Annotated in this window: 24 protein-coding genes and 3 tRNA genes; 15 read left to right on the forward strand and 12 right to left on the reverse strand. The window is 34.4% G+C overall.

Going from position 1 to position 19694, the window contains the following annotated elements:
- Window positions 1–38: 38 nt before the first annotated feature.
- Window positions 39–113 (reverse strand) — tRNA-Arg (locus NSED_RS00355).
- A 44-nt stretch (window positions 114–157) separates the two neighbouring features.
- Between NSED_RS00355 and NSED_RS00360 the strand changes: the two genes are divergently transcribed.
- Window positions 158–1330, forward strand: a complete 1173-nt coding sequence (locus tag NSED_RS00360) for an aminotransferase class I/II-fold pyridoxal phosphate-dependent enzyme (protein ID WP_026090069.1) — start codon at window positions 158–160, stop codon at window positions 1328–1330.
- Here the strand turns inward: NSED_RS00360 and NSED_RS00365 are convergent.
- Both NSED_RS00365 and npdG read right to left on the reverse strand, forming a co-directional pair.
- Window positions 1327–1728 (reverse strand): pyridoxamine 5'-phosphate oxidase family protein, encoded by a 402-nt coding sequence (locus tag NSED_RS00365; protein WP_014964257.1) that lies wholly within the window; start codon window positions 1726–1728, stop codon window positions 1327–1329. The two genes, NSED_RS00360 and NSED_RS00365, sit on opposite strands and share 4 nt — an antisense overlap.
- 229 nt (window positions 1729–1957) lie before the next feature.
- A complete protein-coding gene (gene npdG / locus NSED_RS00375) occupies window positions 1958–2629 on the reverse strand; it encodes an NADPH-dependent F420 reductase (protein WP_014964259.1) in 672 nt (223 codons plus the stop codon).
- A gap of 51 nt (window positions 2630–2680) precedes the next feature.
- Here npdG and NSED_RS00380 point away from each other — a divergent pair, with 51 nt between their 5' ends.
- Genes NSED_RS00380 through NSED_RS00405 form a run of 6 tightly spaced genes read left to right on the forward strand, consistent with a single transcriptional unit; the run spans window position 2681 to window position 7048 of the window.
- Window positions 2681–3304 carry a histidine phosphatase family protein gene (locus NSED_RS00380; RefSeq protein ID WP_014964260.1) on the forward strand — a complete coding sequence of 208 codons (624 nt, stop codon included), beginning with the start codon at window positions 2681–2683 and terminating at the stop codon, window positions 3302–3304.
- Between the two features lie 55 nt (window positions 3305–3359).
- The gene (locus NSED_RS00385; RefSeq protein WP_014964261.1) at window positions 3360–3620 is read left to right on the forward strand and encodes a cytochrome c oxidase subunit II; all 261 of its coding nucleotides are present in this window, start codon (window positions 3360–3362) and stop codon (window positions 3618–3620) included.
- 2 nt (window positions 3621–3622) lie between these two features.
- Window positions 3623–4054 carry a cupredoxin domain-containing protein gene (locus NSED_RS00390; protein ID WP_014964262.1) on the forward strand — a complete coding sequence of 144 codons (432 nt, stop codon included), beginning with the start codon at window positions 3623–3625 and terminating at the stop codon, window positions 4052–4054.
- 49 nt (window positions 4055–4103) lie between these two features.
- Window positions 4104–5630, forward strand: a complete 1527-nt coding sequence (locus NSED_RS00395) for a cytochrome c oxidase subunit I (protein ID WP_014964263.1) — start codon at window positions 4104–4106, stop codon at window positions 5628–5630.
- A gap of 12 nt (window positions 5631–5642) precedes the next feature.
- The gene (locus NSED_RS00400; protein WP_014964264.1) at window positions 5643–6602 is read left to right on the forward strand and encodes a plastocyanin/azurin family copper-binding protein; all 960 of its coding nucleotides are present in this window, start codon (window positions 5643–5645) and stop codon (window positions 6600–6602) included.
- A gap of 2 nt (window positions 6603–6604) precedes the next feature.
- Entirely contained in the window at window positions 6605–7048 is a 444-nt protein-coding gene (locus NSED_RS00405) for a COX15/CtaA family protein (protein WP_014964265.1), read from the forward strand.
- Here NSED_RS00405 and NSED_RS00410 read toward each other — a convergent pair.
- Complete coding sequence (locus tag NSED_RS00410; RefSeq protein ID WP_026090070.1) at window positions 7038–7562, reverse strand: hypothetical protein; 525 nt, start codon at window positions 7560–7562, stop codon at window positions 7038–7040. The two genes, NSED_RS00405 and NSED_RS00410, sit on opposite strands and share 11 nt — an antisense overlap.
- Before the next feature lie 97 nt (window positions 7563–7659).
- Between NSED_RS00410 and NSED_RS00415 the strand changes: the two genes are divergently transcribed.
- The gene (locus NSED_RS00415; protein ID WP_014964267.1) at window positions 7660–8262 is read left to right on the forward strand and encodes an SRPBCC family protein; all 603 of its coding nucleotides are present in this window, start codon (window positions 7660–7662) and stop codon (window positions 8260–8262) included.
- A 60-nt stretch (window positions 8263–8322) separates the two neighbouring features.
- Window positions 8323–8396: transfer RNA gene (locus NSED_RS00420), tRNA-Lys, on the forward strand.
- A gap of 51 nt (window positions 8397–8447) precedes the next feature.
- Here the strand turns inward: NSED_RS00420 and NSED_RS00425 are convergent.
- Entirely contained in the window at window positions 8448–8825 is a 378-nt protein-coding gene (locus NSED_RS00425) for a response regulator (RefSeq protein WP_014964268.1), read from the reverse strand.
- Between the two features lie 174 nt (window positions 8826–8999).
- On the opposite strand from NSED_RS00425, the gene NSED_RS00430 reads away from it, so the two are divergent.
- Complete coding sequence (locus NSED_RS00430; RefSeq protein WP_014964269.1) at window positions 9000–10778, forward strand: sensor histidine kinase; 1779 nt, start codon at window positions 9000–9002, stop codon at window positions 10776–10778.
- Between the two features lie 2 nt (window positions 10779–10780).
- Here NSED_RS00430 and NSED_RS00435 read toward each other — a convergent pair whose 3' ends face one another.
- Window positions 10781–11335 carry a class I SAM-dependent methyltransferase gene (locus NSED_RS00435; RefSeq protein ID WP_014964270.1) on the reverse strand — a complete coding sequence of 185 codons (555 nt, stop codon included), beginning with the start codon at window positions 11333–11335 and terminating at the stop codon, window positions 10781–10783.
- A 240-nt stretch (window positions 11336–11575) separates the two neighbouring features.
- A complete protein-coding gene (locus tag NSED_RS00440; RefSeq protein WP_014964271.1) occupies window positions 11576–12490 on the reverse strand; it encodes a branched-chain amino acid transaminase in 915 nt (304 codons plus the stop codon).
- A 96-nt stretch (window positions 12491–12586) separates the two neighbouring features.
- On the opposite strand from NSED_RS00440, the gene NSED_RS00445 reads away from it, so the two are divergent.
- Complete coding sequence (locus NSED_RS00445) at window positions 12587–12793, forward strand: hypothetical protein (protein ID WP_014964272.1); 207 nt, start codon at window positions 12587–12589, stop codon at window positions 12791–12793.
- 150 nt (window positions 12794–12943) lie between these two features.
- On the opposite strand, the gene NSED_RS00450 is transcribed toward NSED_RS00445, so the two are convergent.
- Window positions 12944–14359 carry an amino acid kinase family protein gene (locus NSED_RS00450; RefSeq protein ID WP_014964273.1) on the reverse strand — a complete coding sequence of 472 codons (1416 nt, stop codon included), beginning with the start codon at window positions 14357–14359 and terminating at the stop codon, window positions 12944–12946.
- A gap of 45 nt (window positions 14360–14404) precedes the next feature.
- Window positions 14405–15418 (reverse strand): glycosyltransferase, encoded by a 1014-nt coding sequence (locus NSED_RS00455; RefSeq protein WP_014964274.1) that lies wholly within the window; start codon window positions 15416–15418, stop codon window positions 14405–14407.
- A gap of 79 nt (window positions 15419–15497) precedes the next feature.
- On the opposite strand from NSED_RS00455, the gene NSED_RS00460 reads away from it, so the two are divergent.
- Both NSED_RS00460 and NSED_RS00465 read left to right on the forward strand, forming a co-directional pair.
- Window positions 15498–15572 (forward strand) — tRNA-Val (locus tag NSED_RS00460).
- Between the two features lie 101 nt (window positions 15573–15673).
- Entirely contained in the window at window positions 15674–16357 is a 684-nt protein-coding gene (locus tag NSED_RS00465) for a class I SAM-dependent methyltransferase (protein WP_014964275.1), read from the forward strand.
- Here NSED_RS00465 and NSED_RS00470 read toward each other — a convergent pair.
- Both NSED_RS00470 and NSED_RS00475 read right to left on the reverse strand, forming a co-directional pair.
- Complete coding sequence (locus NSED_RS00470) at window positions 16325–16762, reverse strand: hypothetical protein (RefSeq protein ID WP_014964276.1); 438 nt, start codon at window positions 16760–16762, stop codon at window positions 16325–16327. The genes NSED_RS00465 and NSED_RS00470 overlap by 33 nt on opposite strands.
- A gap of 24 nt (window positions 16763–16786) precedes the next feature.
- The gene (locus NSED_RS00475; RefSeq protein WP_014964277.1) at window positions 16787–17467 is read right to left on the reverse strand and encodes a UbiA prenyltransferase family protein; all 681 of its coding nucleotides are present in this window, start codon (window positions 17465–17467) and stop codon (window positions 16787–16789) included.
- A 189-nt stretch (window positions 17468–17656) separates the two neighbouring features.
- Here NSED_RS00475 and NSED_RS00480 point away from each other — a divergent pair, with 189 nt between their 5' ends.
- Both NSED_RS00480 and NSED_RS00485 read left to right on the forward strand, forming a co-directional pair.
- Complete coding sequence (locus tag NSED_RS00480; protein ID WP_014964278.1) at window positions 17657–17875, forward strand: hypothetical protein; 219 nt, start codon at window positions 17657–17659, stop codon at window positions 17873–17875.
- Between the two features lie 115 nt (window positions 17876–17990).
- Window positions 17991–18413: a thrombospondin type 3 repeat-containing protein gene (locus tag NSED_RS00485; protein ID WP_014964279.1), complete on the forward strand. Its 423-nt coding sequence runs from the start codon at window positions 17991–17993 to the stop codon at window positions 18411–18413.
- 37 nt (window positions 18414–18450) lie between these two features.
- Here the strand turns inward: NSED_RS00485 and NSED_RS00490 are convergent, their stop codons facing one another.
- Window positions 18451–19674 (reverse strand): glycosyltransferase family protein, encoded by a 1224-nt coding sequence (locus NSED_RS00490; protein WP_016940155.1) that lies wholly within the window; start codon window positions 19672–19674, stop codon window positions 18451–18453.
- Window positions 19675–19694 lie beyond the last annotated feature (20 nt).

Here is a 19694-nt window from a genome sequence, read left to right on the forward strand (position 1 = left end):
CCATGCTGAGAAATTATTTACTTAATAAGATAATCTAAAGGGCTCGGAGGGCTTCGATCCCTCGACCTAGCGGTTCGAAGCCGCTCGCACTATCCAGACTGTGCAACGAGTCCAAACAAGTAAGATTTTAACAGGTGTAAATATCTGTCTAGATACTTTGAAGGTATCAAAAAAAGTAGTTGGAGTAGAATATGCAATTAGAGATATTGTTCTAGCTGCTAGAAAAGTAGAACAAAAAGGAATGCAAGTTGACTATCTGAACATTGGTGATCCTGTACAGTTTGGATTTCAGCCCCCTGAGAATGTAAAACAAGCTTTGATTGATGCAATTAACAGAGGTGATAATTTCTATTCTACATCTGAGGGACTATTGGAATTAAGGCAAGAAATTGCCAAAAAAGAAAATGCTAAAGGACTCTCAATTGGTGCAGATGAAATTCTAATCACAAATGGAGTTTCAGAAGGACTGGATATGGTAATCTCCTCAATTGTTGAAGAAGGTGATGAAGTGCTGCTCCCTGGCCCTTACTATCCTCCATATGCTTCATACGTCAGATTACACGGCGGAATTCCTGTAGAGTTTGCAGTAGACTTGAACAATTCAACTCCTGATATTGATGATATAAAATCTAAAATTACCTCAAAGACTGTGGCTATCTGTTTAATCAGCCCAAACAATCCTACAGGTGTTGTATTTAATGAAAAAGCACTCAAAGAACTAGTAGAGATTGCAAATCAACATAATCTTTACATCATCTGTGATGAAATTTATGATCAAATAATTTTTGATGAAAAATTTGTTGGAATTGGTAAAGTTGCAGGTGATTCTCCTGTAATTATTCTTAATGGATTCTCCAAAGTACATCTAATGTCTGGCTGGAGAATTGGATACATTGCATTTAATCAATCACCACAACTTGATGAATTACGTGAACATCTTCCTAAACTAGCTAGAGTTAGAATTGCAACCAGTCTTCCTGTTCAGTATGCTGCTTTGGAATCTCTTCGCGGTCCGCAAGATTACATTAGTGACTTTGTTTCAGAAATGAAAAAACATAGAGACTTTGTTGTCAAACGACTAAATGAAATGCCTGGATTGTCATGTCCTACTCCAAAAGGAGCATTTTATGCATTTCCAAAAATTGAAGATAAAAAATTTGGAACAGACAAAGAATTTGTTACAAAATTGTTAGAGCAAAAAGGTGTGCTTACTGTTCACGGTTCGGGATTTGGAGAGCAATATGGAAGTGGACATTTCAGACTTGTTTATCTTCCTGATCTGAAAATATTAGATTCAGCGATGAACAAAATTCAAAAGTTTGTCAGTTAGTAATTCCAAACTGTGACTTTGTCAGGAACTATCTCAATAATGCAGTCAGTATCATCTAACAATTCTTTTGCTGACTTGTTTTGTAATGTTTTAAAATATCTTAACAAAATCTTTTTTGCAATTGTTTTTACCTTGGAATTTTCTAAGATTAGATTGGCATTTCCTTGTCCCATCACTCCATAGATATTTGGAGCACTAATTCCTACATCTACACAAAATGAGACCCTGTTGTTTCTTTTGAGATTTTTTACTTTTTGCCTGCTGGTGTTTGTTCCAATATAGAATTTTTTACCGCTGTACCTATACCAAACAGGTGAAATATGTGGAGTCTTGTTTTTGCCTACTGTAGCTAAACGTAATACTTTCTGCTCTGTTAGAAATTCATCTCTTTTGTTCATTTTTTCTAAATCCTAACGCTATCATAAAAAGCCCAAAGCCTATCATTGCCACAGAAACTTTTTCATTTGTAAATTCAGCATTAAACAAAAAATCCTCTACAAAATCTATCCCCCATATCAGTAATTGTTGAATGAGAACTATTCCTCCCATTATGCAAAATAATACCCCGATGGCTGTAAACCAGTTCCTTCCCCGTCTATAGTACTCGTGACTCATGATAAATGAGACTTAGATGATCTTGATACCTGGATTCTTTATCTTGTTTCTAATCATTGCATTAAGTAGCAATGGAGTAGACATTTCTGCAAGATATGATAATTCAATTGGTCCCAAGTAGATTGATCTTAACCCCTTGATTTCATCAATTAGACTATTTACAACCTCGACTGATTCTTTATCATCTCCACAAACAAAGATGTCATAGTCTAGTTCTAGTGTTGGATTGATTAGTTTTTTTTCAGAAATTACATGAAATGCTGAAACAAGTTTTGATTTGTCTTTCATATGTTCTAAAACAAGTTTGTATGAGAATGGCTTGTTATCTTTAATTGAAACACACTCAAATCCAACATCTGTTTTTGTCATTGGGACAATTGGTGATACTACAACACAACTGTCTTTAACTTCTGATAAAATCCCTGAACATACAGAATCAATATTCTCATATGGTATTGATAAAATTAAAACATCACTTTCTTTTGCAACTGAAACATTATCGTTTCCCGTAATTGATCCTTTAATTTCACCAAATGCTTCTTTTGCAAGATTAGTATATTCTACAGCTGATTCAGATGCTCTTGCAGCATCTCTAGATCCAACAATTACGTCATTGTTTTGCGACCATCTTAATGCAAATCCTTTGCCCATTCCACCAGTTCCACCAATAATTCCTACTTTCATGATTACCTATCTGACAATGTTATTATTATCTCTATTTGAAAATCGATCAAATTGGGGCAGATAATCTTCCTTAGACACGGACAGGCAAAAAATAACACTGAGAGAATACTAGCTGGACGAACAGAAGGTGTTCCATTAACTGAAATTGGAGTAAAACAAGCAGAACATACTGCCGAACTACTTGAACACATGAATGTATCAGCAATCTATTCTAGTCCAATTCAAAGAGCAAAGCATACTGCTGAAATTGTTGGGAAACACAATTCAATTGATGTTACAATTGATGAGAGATTAATTGAACTTGACATGGGAAAATTTACTGGAATGCCATATGATGAGATTTTTAATAGTCATGGTAATGTCTTTATGAAATTCTACAATGGTGAATTGGAAATTGCTCACAACGGAGTAGAGACTTTTGATCAAGTCAAAAAACGAGTCTTAGGAATAGTAAATCATGTAACTGAAAAACATCCTGGTGAAAATGTCGTTTTGGTAACTCATATGGATCCTATCAAAGCAATGCTTTCAACTATTGTTGATCTGTCTCCTACAAACCTCTTTGAATTAATCATTGCAAATGCATCACTTAACATCTTTAGAGAAAAAGAACAAAAGTTTACTCTGTCAGGACTTAACGTAATGCATCCTTCTCGATTCGATCAAGGTTGGTAGTTAATAATCTTGAAAACCCTTAAATAGAAATTATAGGCCACGTCATTCAATCACTATGAAGAAATTCGTTGGATTATTCTTGGTATTGGGAGTTTTAATGATAATTCCTGCTGTGGACTTGGCGTTTGCTGCAGGTGATGAACCTGGAGAATATCTTGATCGTAGAGTGGTTATTTGGAATTTATTTTATAGATTGATGACAGTCGGATTTACTGTAGGTGCAGTAGTATCTGGAACAATTATTTGGCAATGCTGGAGATTCAGAGAATCTCACCCAAAAGCAAAACCAACTCCATATGAGGGCACGGACTGGTAATAATGGGCGGACATTCTAACTGGCCTGAATGGATTTACATTGGTGTGGTAGTAGCACTAATGGTTTGGGTAGGTGCAGAAGCTTGGGAAGCAGAAAGACTAGTTGAACATGTTCCAGAAGGTGCTGAAACAATTATTGTAACTGGTCAACAGTGGTTCTGGACTTTTGAACATGAAGATGGAACAAAAGAAATTGGTGAATTACATGTTGAAGTAGGAAAAGCTTACAAACTTGAAATAGTTTCTAAAGATGTCAATCATTCATTTAACATTCACGATTATGTTGTTTTGATGGATGCAATTCCTGGTAGAGTTAATACAGTATGGTTTGCTCCAACTGATGCAGGAGAACATGATATTCAATGTAGAGAATATTGTGGTCTGATACACTATAACATGAGAGGAAAATTAATTGTGGAGGATCCAACGGCTTGACAACGCTTTTATCACAACTTTCACTGGTTCAGACTGAGGAGACTATCTCATGGTTCTAGAATTACAAAAGCCACGTCCAATTTGGCAAATAATGTTTTCAACACATCACACTGATGTTGGTTTACTTTATCTAATTACATCGCTAGGATTCTTGTTCTTAGGTGGAGCCTTGGCTCTTGCAATCAGAGCAGAACTGTTCTTACCGGGAGCACAAATCATTGGCGATGCCATGACGTTTAACAGAATTTTTACAGTTCACGGTACAACATTAATTTTCTTGTTTATCATTCCATTTGCATCTTCAGTTGGTAACTACTATGTTCCAATTATGGTCAGATACAAAGACATGGCATATCCAAAACTAAACGCAATTGCATTTTGGATGATTCCTCCTGGTGGAGCACTCATCTGGCTAGGCTTTGCTGACTTTACTTGGTATGCAACCCCGCCATATTCTATCATTAGTGCTCCAGGACCAGCAGCTGACATGTGGATTTTTGGATTAAAGATTCTAGGTATTTCATCAGTGTTAGGTGCAATCAACTTTATCGTTACCATTCTAAAGTGTAAACATCCGGATATGTCAATTGGACAAGTTCCGCTGTTAGCATGGTCTTTCTTATCATCATCATTGATTATACTCGTTGCAATTCCAACATTTGCAGCAGCACTATTGATGTTGCTCACTGATAGACTCGGTGTAAGTGGATTCTTCAATCCTGCAATGGGAGGAGATCCAATAGCATATGCACACTTGTTCTGGTTTACATTCCATCCTGAAGTGTATGTATTGGTAATTCCAGCAATTGGTATGATGTATGAAATCATTCCAAGATTCTCAAGAAAACCAATCTACAGCTATAATTCTGGTGTCTTTGCATTTGTCTTGTTATCTATCGTCGGTTTCTCATCCTGGGCACATCACATGTATGCAACTGGAATGTCCTTTACTGAAAAAACCGTATTCATGGTAGGAACTCTTGCAGCAGTTCCGGCATCTGCCATGCACGTATTCAACTTTGTAGCAACCATGTGGAATGCAAGAATCAAATTCCTAACACCAATGATGTGGTCAGTAGGTGGAATTGCATTATTCTTCTCTGCAGGTGCAGGCGGTGTTGCAAATGCCGCTATGCCATTAGACTTTACAACACACGATACATACTGGGTAGTAGGACACTTCCATCTCTTCGTGATGGGAACAATCGCATTTGGCTCCATTGGTTTCCTATACTACATGTTCCCATATGTGACTGGAAGAATGTACAATGAGACAATGGGTAAAATTCACTTTATCATGTCCTTTGTAGGTACTGTACTCGTATTCTTTACACAACACGTACTTGGATTATATGGAATGCCAAGAAGAATTTTCGATTATCCGCCAATCCCAGAATGGATTGCTATGAACCAAATTGCAACAGTAGGAGCAATGATTATTGGTGTCAGTATGGCAATCTTCTTAGCAAATATGATTTACAGTTCCGGAAAAGGAAAACCTGCAAATACCGAAGATCCATTTGGAGTCGGTGGGAAATACTATTATCCATTTGAGGCAAAGAACCCATCACACTAGGAGATATATGAAATGAGTCACGATAATTCCCAAGTTTACAGAACAACTTCAGCTAGAACTGGAAAAATGATGGCAATCATGTTAGGTATCTGTATCGTAGGTGGGGCCATCTTCTTTGGAATGTGGGACTATTGGATATCTCAACCTGCTCCAGTTGTAGCAATGATGGCAGGTGGCGATGATCATGCTGCTCCTGCAACACAAACTGGAAAAACTATCACACAAGATCTTCGATTTATTGAGTCATCAGACTTTAGGACTTTGGCATTTAATGCACTTCCTGGGGAACCCGATAACAATCCAACAATTAATATGAACGTTGGAGACAAAGTAATCTTTAATGTCGAAAATGCAGGAAAATCATTCCATTCATTCGGTGTTACAAAAGATGCTGAAGGCTTTGGAGGAATTATTCCTGGCAGTGAAGTTGCATTAGCATCAAATCCATTAAAACCAGGTGAAGGTGGTACATCAGAATTTGTTGCAGGTGAGGAAGGAACTTACTACTACATTTGTACAGTTCCGGGTCATAGAGACCAAGGAATGGTAGGAGAAATTATTGTAGGACCTGCGCAAGCTGGTTCATCAGGAGTAGCAGCTGCCCCAACAGGAGTATCACATGACTTTACTTTGGACTTTGTAGAATCTGCAGATTTCAGAACTTTGGCATTTAACGCATTACCAGGAGAAGAAGGACACAATCCAGACATTCGTGTTAACTCAGGAGATAAAGTAACTGTAACTGCAAATAATTTGGGAAAATCATTTCATGCATTTGGAGTAGTCTCAAATCCTGAAGACTTTAACAGCATAGTAATGGATTCTGCAATTGCAGCTGCAACAAACCCATTAAAACCAGGTGAAGGTGGCAGTGTCACATTTACTGCTGGTGCACCAGGAACTTACTACTACATTTGTACAGTTCCAGGACATGCATTACAAGGCATGCAAGGTACTTTCATAGTAGAATAATTTTGGCAATTCAGTATCTTGCATTAGCAACAATGATTGTTTTGTATTCTCTGATGTTTATCGGTGGATATATTTCAGCTGCAGGACTTGGATTGACTTGTCCTGAATGGCCTCTGTGTCCTAACGGAGTAATGCCATCTGAAGAATATCTTATTGAGTGGATTCATAGAACAACTGCTGCAACTACTGGAGTACTGGTAGTTTCAACCATGATTGCAAGTCTAATTAACAAGAATTCTGATTTGAAAATAAAAATTACAAGCTCACTTGCAACAGGTTTGGTAATTACACAAATTACACTGGGCGCTCTAGTCATTGACACAAAACTACATGCAGTACTGGTTGCAATTCATTTGGGAATTGGAATATGGCTGTTTGCTATGGTGTTGTTGACTGTACTCTTTGCATTTAGAATTTCAAAGTCTTCTAAGGCAATCACTGCTTAGACTTTTTCAATAATTTTGGCAAATAGATGTATAGCATTACTCCTAGAAATACAAAAGCCCCTGTAGTAATTGCGCCGATAAACACTATCCCAAACGGACTCTGTGTTCCCATGTTAAATGTATAAGTTAAAACTCCATCTGTTCCTTCCATGTCATACAAATCTACTTTGACAATATGATTTCCTATATTCCTCCAAACATAATCAAAATCCCAATGAGAACTCTGTACAGATGTGGGAGGAATAGCATCTACTTGCTGATCGTTGTAGAATACTCTGATTCCCATTGTAAAACTATCTACTTCATCATAATCAAACCCTTTAGTGACTTTGATGAGAAATTGAGATGGTTCATCAATTTGTGGGAACTCTGGGGCTGTAGCAACTTGGACTCTGTAGCCACCATATGATTGCTCAGCAGAATTGAACATGGAATGGGCATAAGCTGAACTAAATCCTGAAAATGATGAAAACATCAAAACAAAGATCAAAAAACATGATCGCTTTATCGTCATTCAGTTTTATGTATGGAATAGATGAATATATTGTAAGTCAAATTTATGAGGAAAATCTTCAAAACCTTTAAATCCTTATTGGCAAGAAACTCAATCGTTGACCCTCGTTACAAAATCAATCGATATCAAAACACCTGTAGAGAATGTTTTCACCTACTTTGCAAGACCAGAACATGTTTCTGATCAAATCAAAAATGACACTGTAGGCATGACAGTCGTTCCTATGGACATTAAAGAAGGAATGGGTGTTGGTACAACCTTTAGAATTATCGGTGACTTTAGCGGAAAACGTTTAGAGTGGGATTGTGAAACAACTGAATTCATCAGAAATGAAAAAATCACTGCCAAACAAATTGAAGGTCCTTTCAAGAACTGGCAAATTACCAACGAATTCAAAGCACTAGGTAATAACCTCACAAGAGTAACCATGTCAGTAGACTATGAAATGCCATTTGGTCCCCTAGGAGCAATTTTGGATAAAGCAAAGTTTGCAAAATCTGCTGAGAAAGGAATGGAAACTGCTCTATACAACGTTAGAGGACTACTAGAAGGAAACGGTTCAATTCCAGTATACATTACACTAGATGCATACCAAAAACTTCTAGCCGAAAAGAAAAAGATGAACGATGTTCCAGTTTCAACTGCACTTACAGCAATCATTGAAAAGTACAATGAAATTGAAGCTAAAGCACAAAACTAAAAATTTTCATTTATTTTAAAACTTAAGATTAATAACAACTCTAGGCTTATCCATTTTGGTGGGTCTATGGCGCAGCCAGGTAGCGCACCGGACTCTTAATCCGGTTGTCAAGGGTCCGAATCCCTTTAGACCCGCTTTTTAATTTTAAAATAAACTTCTAAAATTGATATTTTTTCTAAATGAAATTATTTTTCCACTTTAATTTGATTGTATTTTTTCGCAAGGGCAAGCAATTCGTTAATTCCCAATGGTTTTGAAATCACTTTGATTAATCCCTGTTTAATTGCCTCTTTGTTTTTTAAATCAGATTCTGAGAATCCTGTAATGATTACAACATTTGCCTTATTGTCAATTTCTTTAATTTGTTTGAATGCTTGATATCCATCAAGTATTGGCATATCTCCGTCCATGATTGTCAGATGTGGTCTGAATTCTTTGAATTTCTTTACCCCTTCTTCTCCATTAAACGCCATTTCTACATCAAACTCATGCATCTCTAAAATCTCTCTGTAAATTTGAATTAAATCTTCATCATCCTCTACGATTAGAACTGTCCCACTCATGACCAGATAAGACTATCATATTTTGTTATTAAAGAATAAGTCAGTATTGATTATAACATATTCCTCATTATCTATTATTTTTATCTATAAATTTTGGGAAAAATGCTATTGATTTTATGTGAAAATGTATATTCATCAATTCTAGAATATATGTCAAATCAGGAGAGTTGAACTTTGAGTGAGTCTATTTTAAAAACAAATTTGATTGATAATAAACGGATCTTAATCTGGCTAATTGTAACTCTGGTAGGATTTACCATTCTTTATCAATTAAGACCATTTCTTGATGATGATCAATTTATGTGGATCTCAATTCCTGCATATGCGATCCTTCCTGCATTAATGGCATCTTTTGCTATGTTTATTGCAGTAAAATTACATAAGCAAAAAAATCCAAACGCAAAGGCTTTTGTATTTTTTGCTTTAGGTTCCGTATTTTGGTTTATTGCTGAACAATTATGGCAATTATATGATCATGTGTGGCAAGGTGATCCATTTCCATCAGAAGCTGATATTTTTTACATTGCATCATATCCATGTTATGTTATATTTTTACTCATTCATCTAAAACCTACACTAAAATCAGTTAACAGAAATGTTTGGTTATTTGCAATTGCACTTTCTTTTTCTTTTCTGATCCCCTCTATTATGGCAGCATATGAAGACATGCAAGGAGAGGATCTATTTTCTACATCTATAGCACTTGCATATCCAATATTATCATCAGTACAATTGGTTCCTGCCATTGTTGGTATCATGTATCTTGTCAAAAAATCATCTCATGTTTTCTGGGTGTTAATTATAATTGGATTTATTATGTATAATATTGCAGATACTTATTTTTTATTTGCTGAATTAGATGGAACATATTATGATGGTCATCCTGTAGATTTGATTTTTGTTTATGGTTTCATATTTTTCATTTTCTCATTGTATCACCGTTCAAAATTCATACCTATCTCTGATTACAGTGATGATCTTTTTTCTGAAAAAGTTAAATTTGAAACAATAACTAAATTTGGAATTCCACTTACTGTAGCAATTGTTTGCATGGTTGTCTTGACCATTCTTATCAATTCAACTTTTGACACTGTTGAGCAAGATATTTCTCATAATCTTTTCTTTGGAGTTGTGGCGATATTAGGTGTTGTAGCAGTTATTGTATTTACAATCAACAAGAATCTCTCTCGTCTGGTTAAAATGAGAACTGCTGAACTTACTGAGCAAAGAGACAACCTTGAAAATCTAGTTGAAGAAAAAACTCAACAAGTGCTAAAATCTGAACGATTATCTGCAATTGGAGAATTATCTGGACGACTTGCACATGACTTGAGAAATCCATTATCTGTAATGAAAATGTCTGTAGATTTGATTAAACAAAGTCCACAGGATTTAAAAATATCTGATCCTAATATTGTAAAACGAGTTGAGTTAATCGAAAAGAGTATTAATAGAATATCTCACCAAGTTAATGATGTTTTAGGCTATGTCAGGCTTTCTCCATTAAAATTATCAAATGTCTCTTTGTATGATGCTATTAGTGGGTCATTGAAAAAAATAAATATTCCATCTGACGTCCAAGTGGTTCTTCCTCAAAATGATATGCGTGTTGATTGTGATGTCATAAAACTTGACGCAGTTTTTATCAATCTAATTGTCAATGCAATACAGGAATTACCTCAAGGAGGAAAAATTACAATTCAAATCTCAGAAAAAGATAATGCAGCAATTTTAAAATTTATTGATTCAGGAAAAGGAATTCCTGATGAAGACATATCCAAAGTATTTGAGCCCCTATTCACTACTAAACAAAAGGGCACTGGACTAGGTCTGGCAAGTTGTAAAAATATTATTGAACAACACCATGGAGAAATTAGTGTCACAAATAATCCTACAACTTTTACTATAATTTTGCCAAAAATGTTGTCAATTAAACACAAAAAATCTAAATAAAATTACAACTTTTTTAATAAAGTAAATCTTGGCTTTTCAGGCTCTATGTCTTCATGCATATCTACATTACTGACAAATTTTACGTTATAATCTAGCCATCTTTGTTTCATGTTGCGAAACTTTTGATTTTCATCAATTTGTTTTTCTGTCTCTTCAAACTTTTCACAATTCATTATGTATTTGCATGCAACCCTGAACATTTCTGAAATTCCTTTTTCTAGCGTATCATCATCCAAATAGTTCATTAATCCATGAGTAAACACAAAATCTACTGAGCTGTCTTCAAACGGTAATTCCACAATTGAGCCTTTTTTGAAATCTGCAATAGATAATTTTTCTTTTGCTATGTTTAATGCATTATCATTTAGATCAACGCCATAAATTTGAAATGTATTTGGAAATAATCTTAGATCAATTCCTGTACCGCACCCGATTTCTAGAACACTTGTACATCTCAAAGAAATGGCTAAATCCCGAACAAATTTAGAAAATTCTTCATTATACCTTGTTTCATTCTCATTAGAGTATATGTTCCAAAATTCTTCGTTGTAACTCATAGAATTTTTTAAACAAAGCTGTATTTGATACTAATTGTTTAGTGATTGCATTTGCATGGGATAAGTTTCGTATCAAAAGTGCAATCATGGGGTCCATCTGATTTTCCTTGCGTTGGAATTTCTTTCATACAGTCATTATGGCGACCTTTTCTACAAAACCAGCATATTTCTTGCGTGTCACCAGTAGCGCATGAATCCATAATTTCTAGTCTCTCTTGTGGCTAAAAAACTTCATGGAATTTAGATAAATGTCAACCATGGCAAGAATCTCTCATCTTTTCCCATGACTACGTCTGTAAATGATTTTTGTAATGCTTTAGTGATACTGCCCATCTTTCCATTTCCAATCTTTACTTTGTCTACTTGAGTTACAGATTTTACTTCAGCTGCTGTACCTGTCATGAAAATTTCATCTGCATTATAGAGATCGTCTCGTTCTAGATCCCGCTCAATAACAAATCCTCCATTCTCTTCAATCATTTGAATAATGCTATCTCTAGTAATCCCTTCCAATCCTCCTGCTGAGAGTGGTGGAGTTTGAATAATGTCGTCTTTAATGATGAAAATATTTTCTGCACTGCCTTCTGCAACTTTGCCGTGATAGTTTAACATAATCGCTTCATCATATCCATTTTCTAATGCTTCCATTCTTGCAAGTGCAGCATTTGCATAGTTTGATGCAGCTTTTGCTTGCATTGGCTGAGATCTTGAATCAATCTTAGTCCAACTTGACACTTTACATTTTGCTCCTGAAAATTTACCTGCTTTTGACTCGCCCATCTTCCATTCCCAACATGAAATTGAGACATCTACTTTATTGGTAGTGGGAGTTAATCCCATTGTTCCATATCCATAATATGCTAATGGTCTAATGTATGACTCTTTGAGCCCTCCAGCTTTTACAGTTTGTACAATTGCATCTGAAATTACTTTTTTTGAAAATTGCATTTTCATTGAATAGAGTTTTGCTGATTTGAAAAATCTATCAACATGTTCAGGCAATCTAAAAATTGCAGATCCTTTTGGGGTGTCATAGCATCTAATTCCCTCAAAAATTGATGTTGAATAATGTAAGGCATGAGTCAATACGTGAACTTTGGCATCTTTGAATGGTACTAATTTTCCATTCATCCAAATTTTTCCAATCTCTTTCATAGGAGAGCAAAAAAACAATGCTAATTTAAAGAATTATCTTTTTACCTACTTTTGAAGCATCTCAAACTTCATATTCTATTTATTATTAGTTCAAGTATGGAGTGGGCTCTAGGATTTGCTGGAATTGCATGTCTTGTCGTAGGTTTAGTTGGTCAGGCATTTGAAATGAGAAAAATTCGTCTGACCACATACAAAGATGAGGATTTAGGCTCAGTCAATATTTTCATGAATAAGAAAAACTACAAGTGGTATGCCTTGCTAGGAATAGGAATTGTTTTGTGGTACGCAGCTGAACGTATGTGAATGGATCTATATAGATCAGGTCTAAATACTATGAATTGTAATGTATAATATCGCGTGTTTTGGGTAACGCCGGACTAACTCTAGATAAAGGTCCAAGAACAAACCCACGAATGGTGATTACAGGTGAAAGCCCGTAACGCCACTTTTACATTAAACAAAATTAATCTTTGAAATTTCTTGATGTACTGCTTTGATAGCTTTTGTAATGTTGTCATGTGAATCTTCTACAACAATAATTATTCGTGAAGTTTCTTCTTGTGCATCCATGTTCAAAATGTTTAATCCTGATTCACCAATCTTTGCACTAGTTCTAGAGGCTACTTGCTGAACTCTCCACATCTCATCACCGATTAATGTAATGACGCCCCGGTTGTATGTAATCGTGGCAAGTGAATCAAATGCTAAAAGATACTTTTCATTCCTCTTAACATACTCTCCATCTAAGAATAATATTCTGGAGAATTCTATTCCATCTTTTGTAAATGGTGATAATATGATGAATTCACTGTAATGCTTGTCCTTTTCCAAAGATGTCAATAATCTTTGAATTGAATTAGTTTCAATTCTAAATATCGCGCAATTCTTTTTTCCTGTTACTATTTTGATTGGATGTCCTTTCTGCTCTTGTAGACTTCTTTTAATCGTGGTAATTTTTTCGGGATTTTTCATATTTGTAATTATGATTGGCATATCTACACCATTCTCAACAATCTCTTTAATTGCAATTGGATCTAAAATTTTCATTCCAAACATTCCTGCCAGTCTTGCTTCGTTATATGACAATTGAATTACTTCTCTTAATTCGGAATCTACTATTTTTGGATCTGCAGAAACTACTGCACTGTCCTTCTCAAAGTCTATGCTAGTTTCATATTTTTTATGAAATAATATTCCTAAATCTGCTGCAGTTCTGTCTGATCCTCCACGCTCGTATGTTGTGGTAATTCCATCTATTGTTTTACCAATAAACCCGCCTATAGTAACTACTTGATTATTATCTACCAGTTCTGCAATCTTACCCATTTTCTCTTTGGATTCTGTTCTGAGAAAATTTGTAAATTCTATATTGTGATCAGTAATAATTGGCCAGTCATCAAATTTCACTGCCTCCGTCCTGATATCGTTACTTCTTAGAATATGGGTCATTACATGTGACATTAAAATTTCTCCTGAAAACGCCAATGCATTTGAACGCACTTCGTTGACAAATTCTTTACTGTCAAATGCCTGATCTAGTGCTTTTTGTGCTTTTTTTAAGTGAAAATCAATTGTTTTTTTACAATTTTCTTTATTATCTTCATCAACCATATCCAGGATTTTTTGATAAGTTGATTTTACAATATCTAGAGATGGTTTTATTCCATTTTCTGCGTTTTTACCCTGCTCTAAAATAATATCTGTCAACGAACGCTTTTTTTCATTGTAAATTGTTAATGGGGCTGAAAAAACTGCAATTACTTTGGAATCTGTTTTTAAATCAGAAATTCTTTGAATTATTTTTGGAATTGTCTCACCATTTTGACCTATGGCACTACCGCCGAATTTGGCAACTATTAGCTTAGTCATAGTACTTTATCAAAACCAAATGGCCTTCTATTAAGCATTTGATTGCTAATTCGTTAGTTTCTGAATAATTTTTGCTGCAACTTTTGCACCATCTGTATTTACTTGGTTTCTTTTGGCTTCTAATTTTTCTAAAATTAATTCTTCTAATCTATTAATATCTCCAGACTCAAATCCCTCTTCTTTTGCATTGTCTTCTTGTTCAAAATGTCCTTTGATTGGTATGAATATTGCAGGAGTTCCATATGCGTTAGCCTCGTCTATAGTTGATTTTCCTGCCAATGAAATAACCACATCTGCTGCAAAAATTAATTCATGCAGATTATCAACAAATCCCAAATTTTTTACATTCTCAAATTTTTTGTTTAGTGTTGGACCTGAAACCAAAATCACGTCTACATCTTGATTAATTTTTGCAATAGCCCCTAGTGCTTTTTCGATTAGAAATAATCCTGCACTAGTTCCACCTATGGATATGATTATGGTCTTTTTTCCAAAAGAGAATCTCTTTCTTAATTCTTCCCTAGTGTAATTAGTTTCTCTGACAATAGGCCCAACTCTTTTAATATTGTCATGATCGTCTCCTAGTTCAGGAATTATCACTGTATCGCATTTTTTAATTATCACTTGCATCGACTTGTTCATCTTTTTTTCTACAAATGATGCTATTCCTTTAGTAAAGTGGGTTTCTAAGACATCTGTAATTAACACTGTTGGAATTTTCATCTCCTGTGATACAGTTAGTGATGCAAAATCTTCATCACTAATAACCAAATTTGGTTTGTCATTTTGTAGAATTTTTTCTGAAATATTTTTACAATCTCTATAATATTGATAATAATTCCATAACCACTTTGCTGGATTCTTTAGAGTTCCGTTTTCGATAGTAAACAAAGGTGGATTGTATGCATCTTGTACACTATAATCTAATTTTTTTAGAATTCTTGCAGCACCGCTTCCAGTTACAAAATTTGTTGAAATATTTTCAAAATTGTTTACTATTGCAATATCGCGAGTCACATGACCCAATCCAATTGGACTGGAAAAAAAACTAAAATTCATGATTTTCTTGATTTTTGATCAAATTTCTAGATTCTCTCTTGTCTCAAAGTTTAAATGGATTTTAACAAGGTAGGTTTCTGGGCTCATAGTCCAGGTCGGTTATGACGTCGCCCTTACACGGCGAAGATCCGGGGTTCAAATCCCCGTGGGCCCATTTTACGCCTAATTTAATGACTGAAATGAACCATCCTAAAAAATAGATTTTTGAAGTCATTATCTCACAAACTACTTTAAATTAAAAACACAATAAATTTCATGATCAAAAAAAGTCCAAAAGATCTCGTTCCAATGTTTTTCAATGATACTTCTAATTCATATGATAAAATAGTAAATTATACTACTTTTGGAAAAGATAGTTTTTGGAAACATAAAATCCTAGAACAGTTATCTGCTGAAAAAACTGTATTGGATCTTGCTTGTGGTACTGGTATTCTTACAAAACAAATTGCAGAAAAACTCCCTCATGCAGAAATAATGGGTGTAGATGTTACCAAAAACTATCTTGAAAAAGCAAAAGAAAAGTTAATTTCATTTCAAAAAGTATCTTTTGTGAATCAAGATGCTGAAAAACTTGATCTAGGAAAAAAATTTGACTGTATTACTGCATCATACTTGCCAAAATATTGTATATCTGATGTTCTGGTCAAAAATTGTATAAATCATCTTAATGATGGTGGAAAAATGGTTTTACATGATTTTACATATCCAAAAAATAAATTAGTTCAAAAACTATGGGATTTTTATTTCAAAGTTCTTTATTTAATAGGATTCTTTATCCCTAATTGGAAACAAGTTTTCCTTGATCTACCTAATCTAATAAAAACCACAAATTGGGTAGAAGATTATAAAGAGACTATGAAAAATTATGGTCTAAAAATACATACACAAGATTTGACATGGGGATCTTCAACTATTATTGTTGGAACTAAGATTGTCTAATCTTATTTCTTCTATAATGTTAAACCAAATTATTCCATTATGAATAATCTCATATTCTCTTGTTACTTTGCTCTCATCATGATTACGATTCAAGGAAATTATCTTTCTAGTAGCATTGATCTTATTTGCATTAAGAATATCACCAATACCTTGTTTTTTCTTTAAAATCTCAGCCATAATTAATTCTGGTAAAACAGTAGAGTCAAATTCCACATTAGCTTTTATCACTGGAAATCCATCTGCAGTAATTGAGACTTTTCTCACAAATTGATTTGGGGTTATGGCATTTTGTTCAATTACTTCTAGTTTGATATTATTATCAAGAATCTCTCTAAGAATAGTAATTACATTGCCTACTGGAGCATCTAATATTTTATTTAACAGATTCTCAGAAAATTTATTCATACTATCTTATCTTATTTTAATAAATTAAAGGTACCTTAACATGAAAAATAAAATTGTACTAAATATTACACTCAAACTTATGCTTTTTAGAATTATTTCATTTTTGTAATATGTTTTCTGATTTTCTTTTTTTAGTTGTTTATATTTCCTAGATGTAACTATCAAAATATAACTTAGAAAACCAGCAATTATAGAAAACATAATTGTTTCAACAGTTATAGAATTAGATTGAATTACAGCTCCTGCAAAAACAGGTAAAATCCCCCAGGAAATTACAAATGATAAATTATTATGAAATTTACCACGAAATAATTCAAGATTATATGCAAAAAGAAAAAACCCTTCTGCTATTCCTATAGGAATTAGTAACCAAGAATCTAAAAATGCGTAATACAATCCAATAGAAAAAGATATGATTAAGAAAACTATTGCTGTTGACCATAACTTTGAGTGTGATATGTCTCCCCAAGGTTTTTTCTTACTTCCGACTGCATCAAGGCAATGTGCTGATATGCCAATTGCAAAAAAATAAAGTAAACTGATGGATGCTAACCTATCCAGACTAAATCCTGCTGAAAGAGAACCCCATATGGCAAAAGATACTACCATTCCAGTGTATGGTAGAAATAAAATCCCTATTGATAATCTAAAATTTCTAGAACCAAATTTTGGGACAAACCATTCAGACAATCTGTCTTCTTGCATTACTTTTTAATGATAATCTAACATTAAATGATTTGAAAAAATTAATTTCATTCCTAACTGCGTCTCATTTTATCCCCAAAACAGTAGTCAAATCCCCGTGGGCCCATTTTTGTTCCCAAAAATAGCATTTTGTTGTTGTATCATTTGAACACAATTTACTTTTTGAGGCGATATTCATGACTATGATTTGTGCCTAAAAACGATGATAAACTCACTATTGAATTAGAATGTGAAGAAAAAATTATTTCTGAAAAACACAGGTTTGGACGAGTTCGCTCAAAGATGATGTCTCAATTAAGATCAGAATATGGATCAGAAATAGCAAATCGATCATTAGCAAGAATTAACAAAAGGATTTCTCTTGGATCAAAGATGACAAAAATTCATTCTGATGAATTTTCAATCTGAAAATCATCTCATTTCATTTTAATTCAACTTTGTTCATTCAAGTTCCCTTTCAAGAAAATTTTTTGTTCAAATATACAGCGGTGATTTTATGACAAATTCAATTACTGTGTGATTAATGACAAAAAGATTAGCAATAACTGCAATCACAATGTTTGCAATTATGATGGGAATTTCCGCAATCGCTCCTGCAATGGCAGACAAAGCCACAGCACCAGGACACAACAAAATTGACATTTGTCATTTTGATGATGAGGAAATGCAATATGTTCTAATCAGTATTCCAGAAAAAGCAGTACAAGCTCATGAGAAAAACCATGACATGGATATCATTCCAGCACCTGAAGATGGTTGTCCAGTCATTGAACCAGAGCCAGTAGATACTGATGGAGATGGATTAACTGATGACGAAGAAATTGTTTTAGGAACTGATCCATTAGTTGCAGATACTGATGAAGGTGGTGTATCTGATGGTCAAGAAGTTCTTGATGGAACTGATCCATTAGATGGTTCAGATGATTTGGTGATTATTACACCATAATCTCTTTTTTATTTTTCAATACTTTCTATTTTCATCCCTAATTTGGCTGACGCTTAGATAGTAAGACACCTACACCCATTGCAAAGAACACTACTAAAGGTACAAACCTGTATGGCTGATTTGTCTGTGTAGTAAAGCCTGTGAGAATTGGTGCAACTAGCAGCATTCCTGAGATAAATACCATCATAGATTCTCCATGTTTGACTCCTTTTCTTGATACAATGAAGAGCCCCACCATTAATGGAATCATGAATAGCATTACTGCACCATCTGATCTTAACTGGTATGCAAAGGATGTCAAGCCCATCTGAAACTCTTTTGCATCAAATGCTTCCTCTGTGCCTTGTGTCGGAGATAGGCTTCCAGTAGCTGCCAGTCCTCCAGCTAGAATCATTCCTGCAGTAATACTCGATACTATGATCTTCTGCTTTCTTGGGATCTGACTGCGTAAAATAAAATAAATTGACATTGGCAGAAACGCTACAGTTAGTGCCTTTGATAGAATGGATAACATATATGCTACAGGTGAGAGCGGCCAGAATCTATACACTGCATACAGTGATGCCAAATAAAATAGAATCCAAAAGTTTGTGTAAGACACTGTCGTGTCATATGTTAGAAACACTGAACTCTGCAGTAAAATTATTGTAGATATGATGCCTGCAAATCTCTTATTGGTAATCTTTGTTGTAATAAGATATGTTGTGATTAGTAATGCTATGCTTGCAAGAAATGGAATTATCTTGTAGCTTCCAAATAGATTCATTGATGCAGACAATAGTGCATATCTTACATGCGGCTCAAATGATGTTATTTTGTCAACTGACCAAGTTTCTAGTCTATTTTTCACTCCAACATAGTCTTCCAAGTTTTCTTGAGTTGCCAACTCTCCAGCTGATGATATGATATAGATTGTAAGTAATATTACTAAAACTATCAAAGATGTCTTTTTTGATATCTCAAATGAGAATATCTTTTCAAATAGTTTGGATAGTGCTGGAATCTTTTTTTTGTGGTGGAGTATTGCCAGACTGAAAATTATGATGCTTGTAATAATTACACCACCAGACCAAACTCCAGTTTCAAACGGATCAGGCGTTATTGGCTGTATCCCTGGAATTCTTACAGTATCTGAAGCTAAAATTAGCGCTGGAAATATCACAGAGATGAAGCTAATCAGTACAATTGATATGGAAAATAAAAACACAATCCATGGAATTATGGTGCTATTTGTGCTCGAATCTGTGATTTTGCCTTCCATCAAGATCATATTCATGTAAA

The organism is Candidatus Nitrosopumilus sediminis (assembly GCF_000299395.1).
GTDB lineage: Archaea > Thermoproteota > Nitrososphaeria > Nitrososphaerales > Nitrosopumilaceae > Nitrosopumilus > Nitrosopumilus sediminis.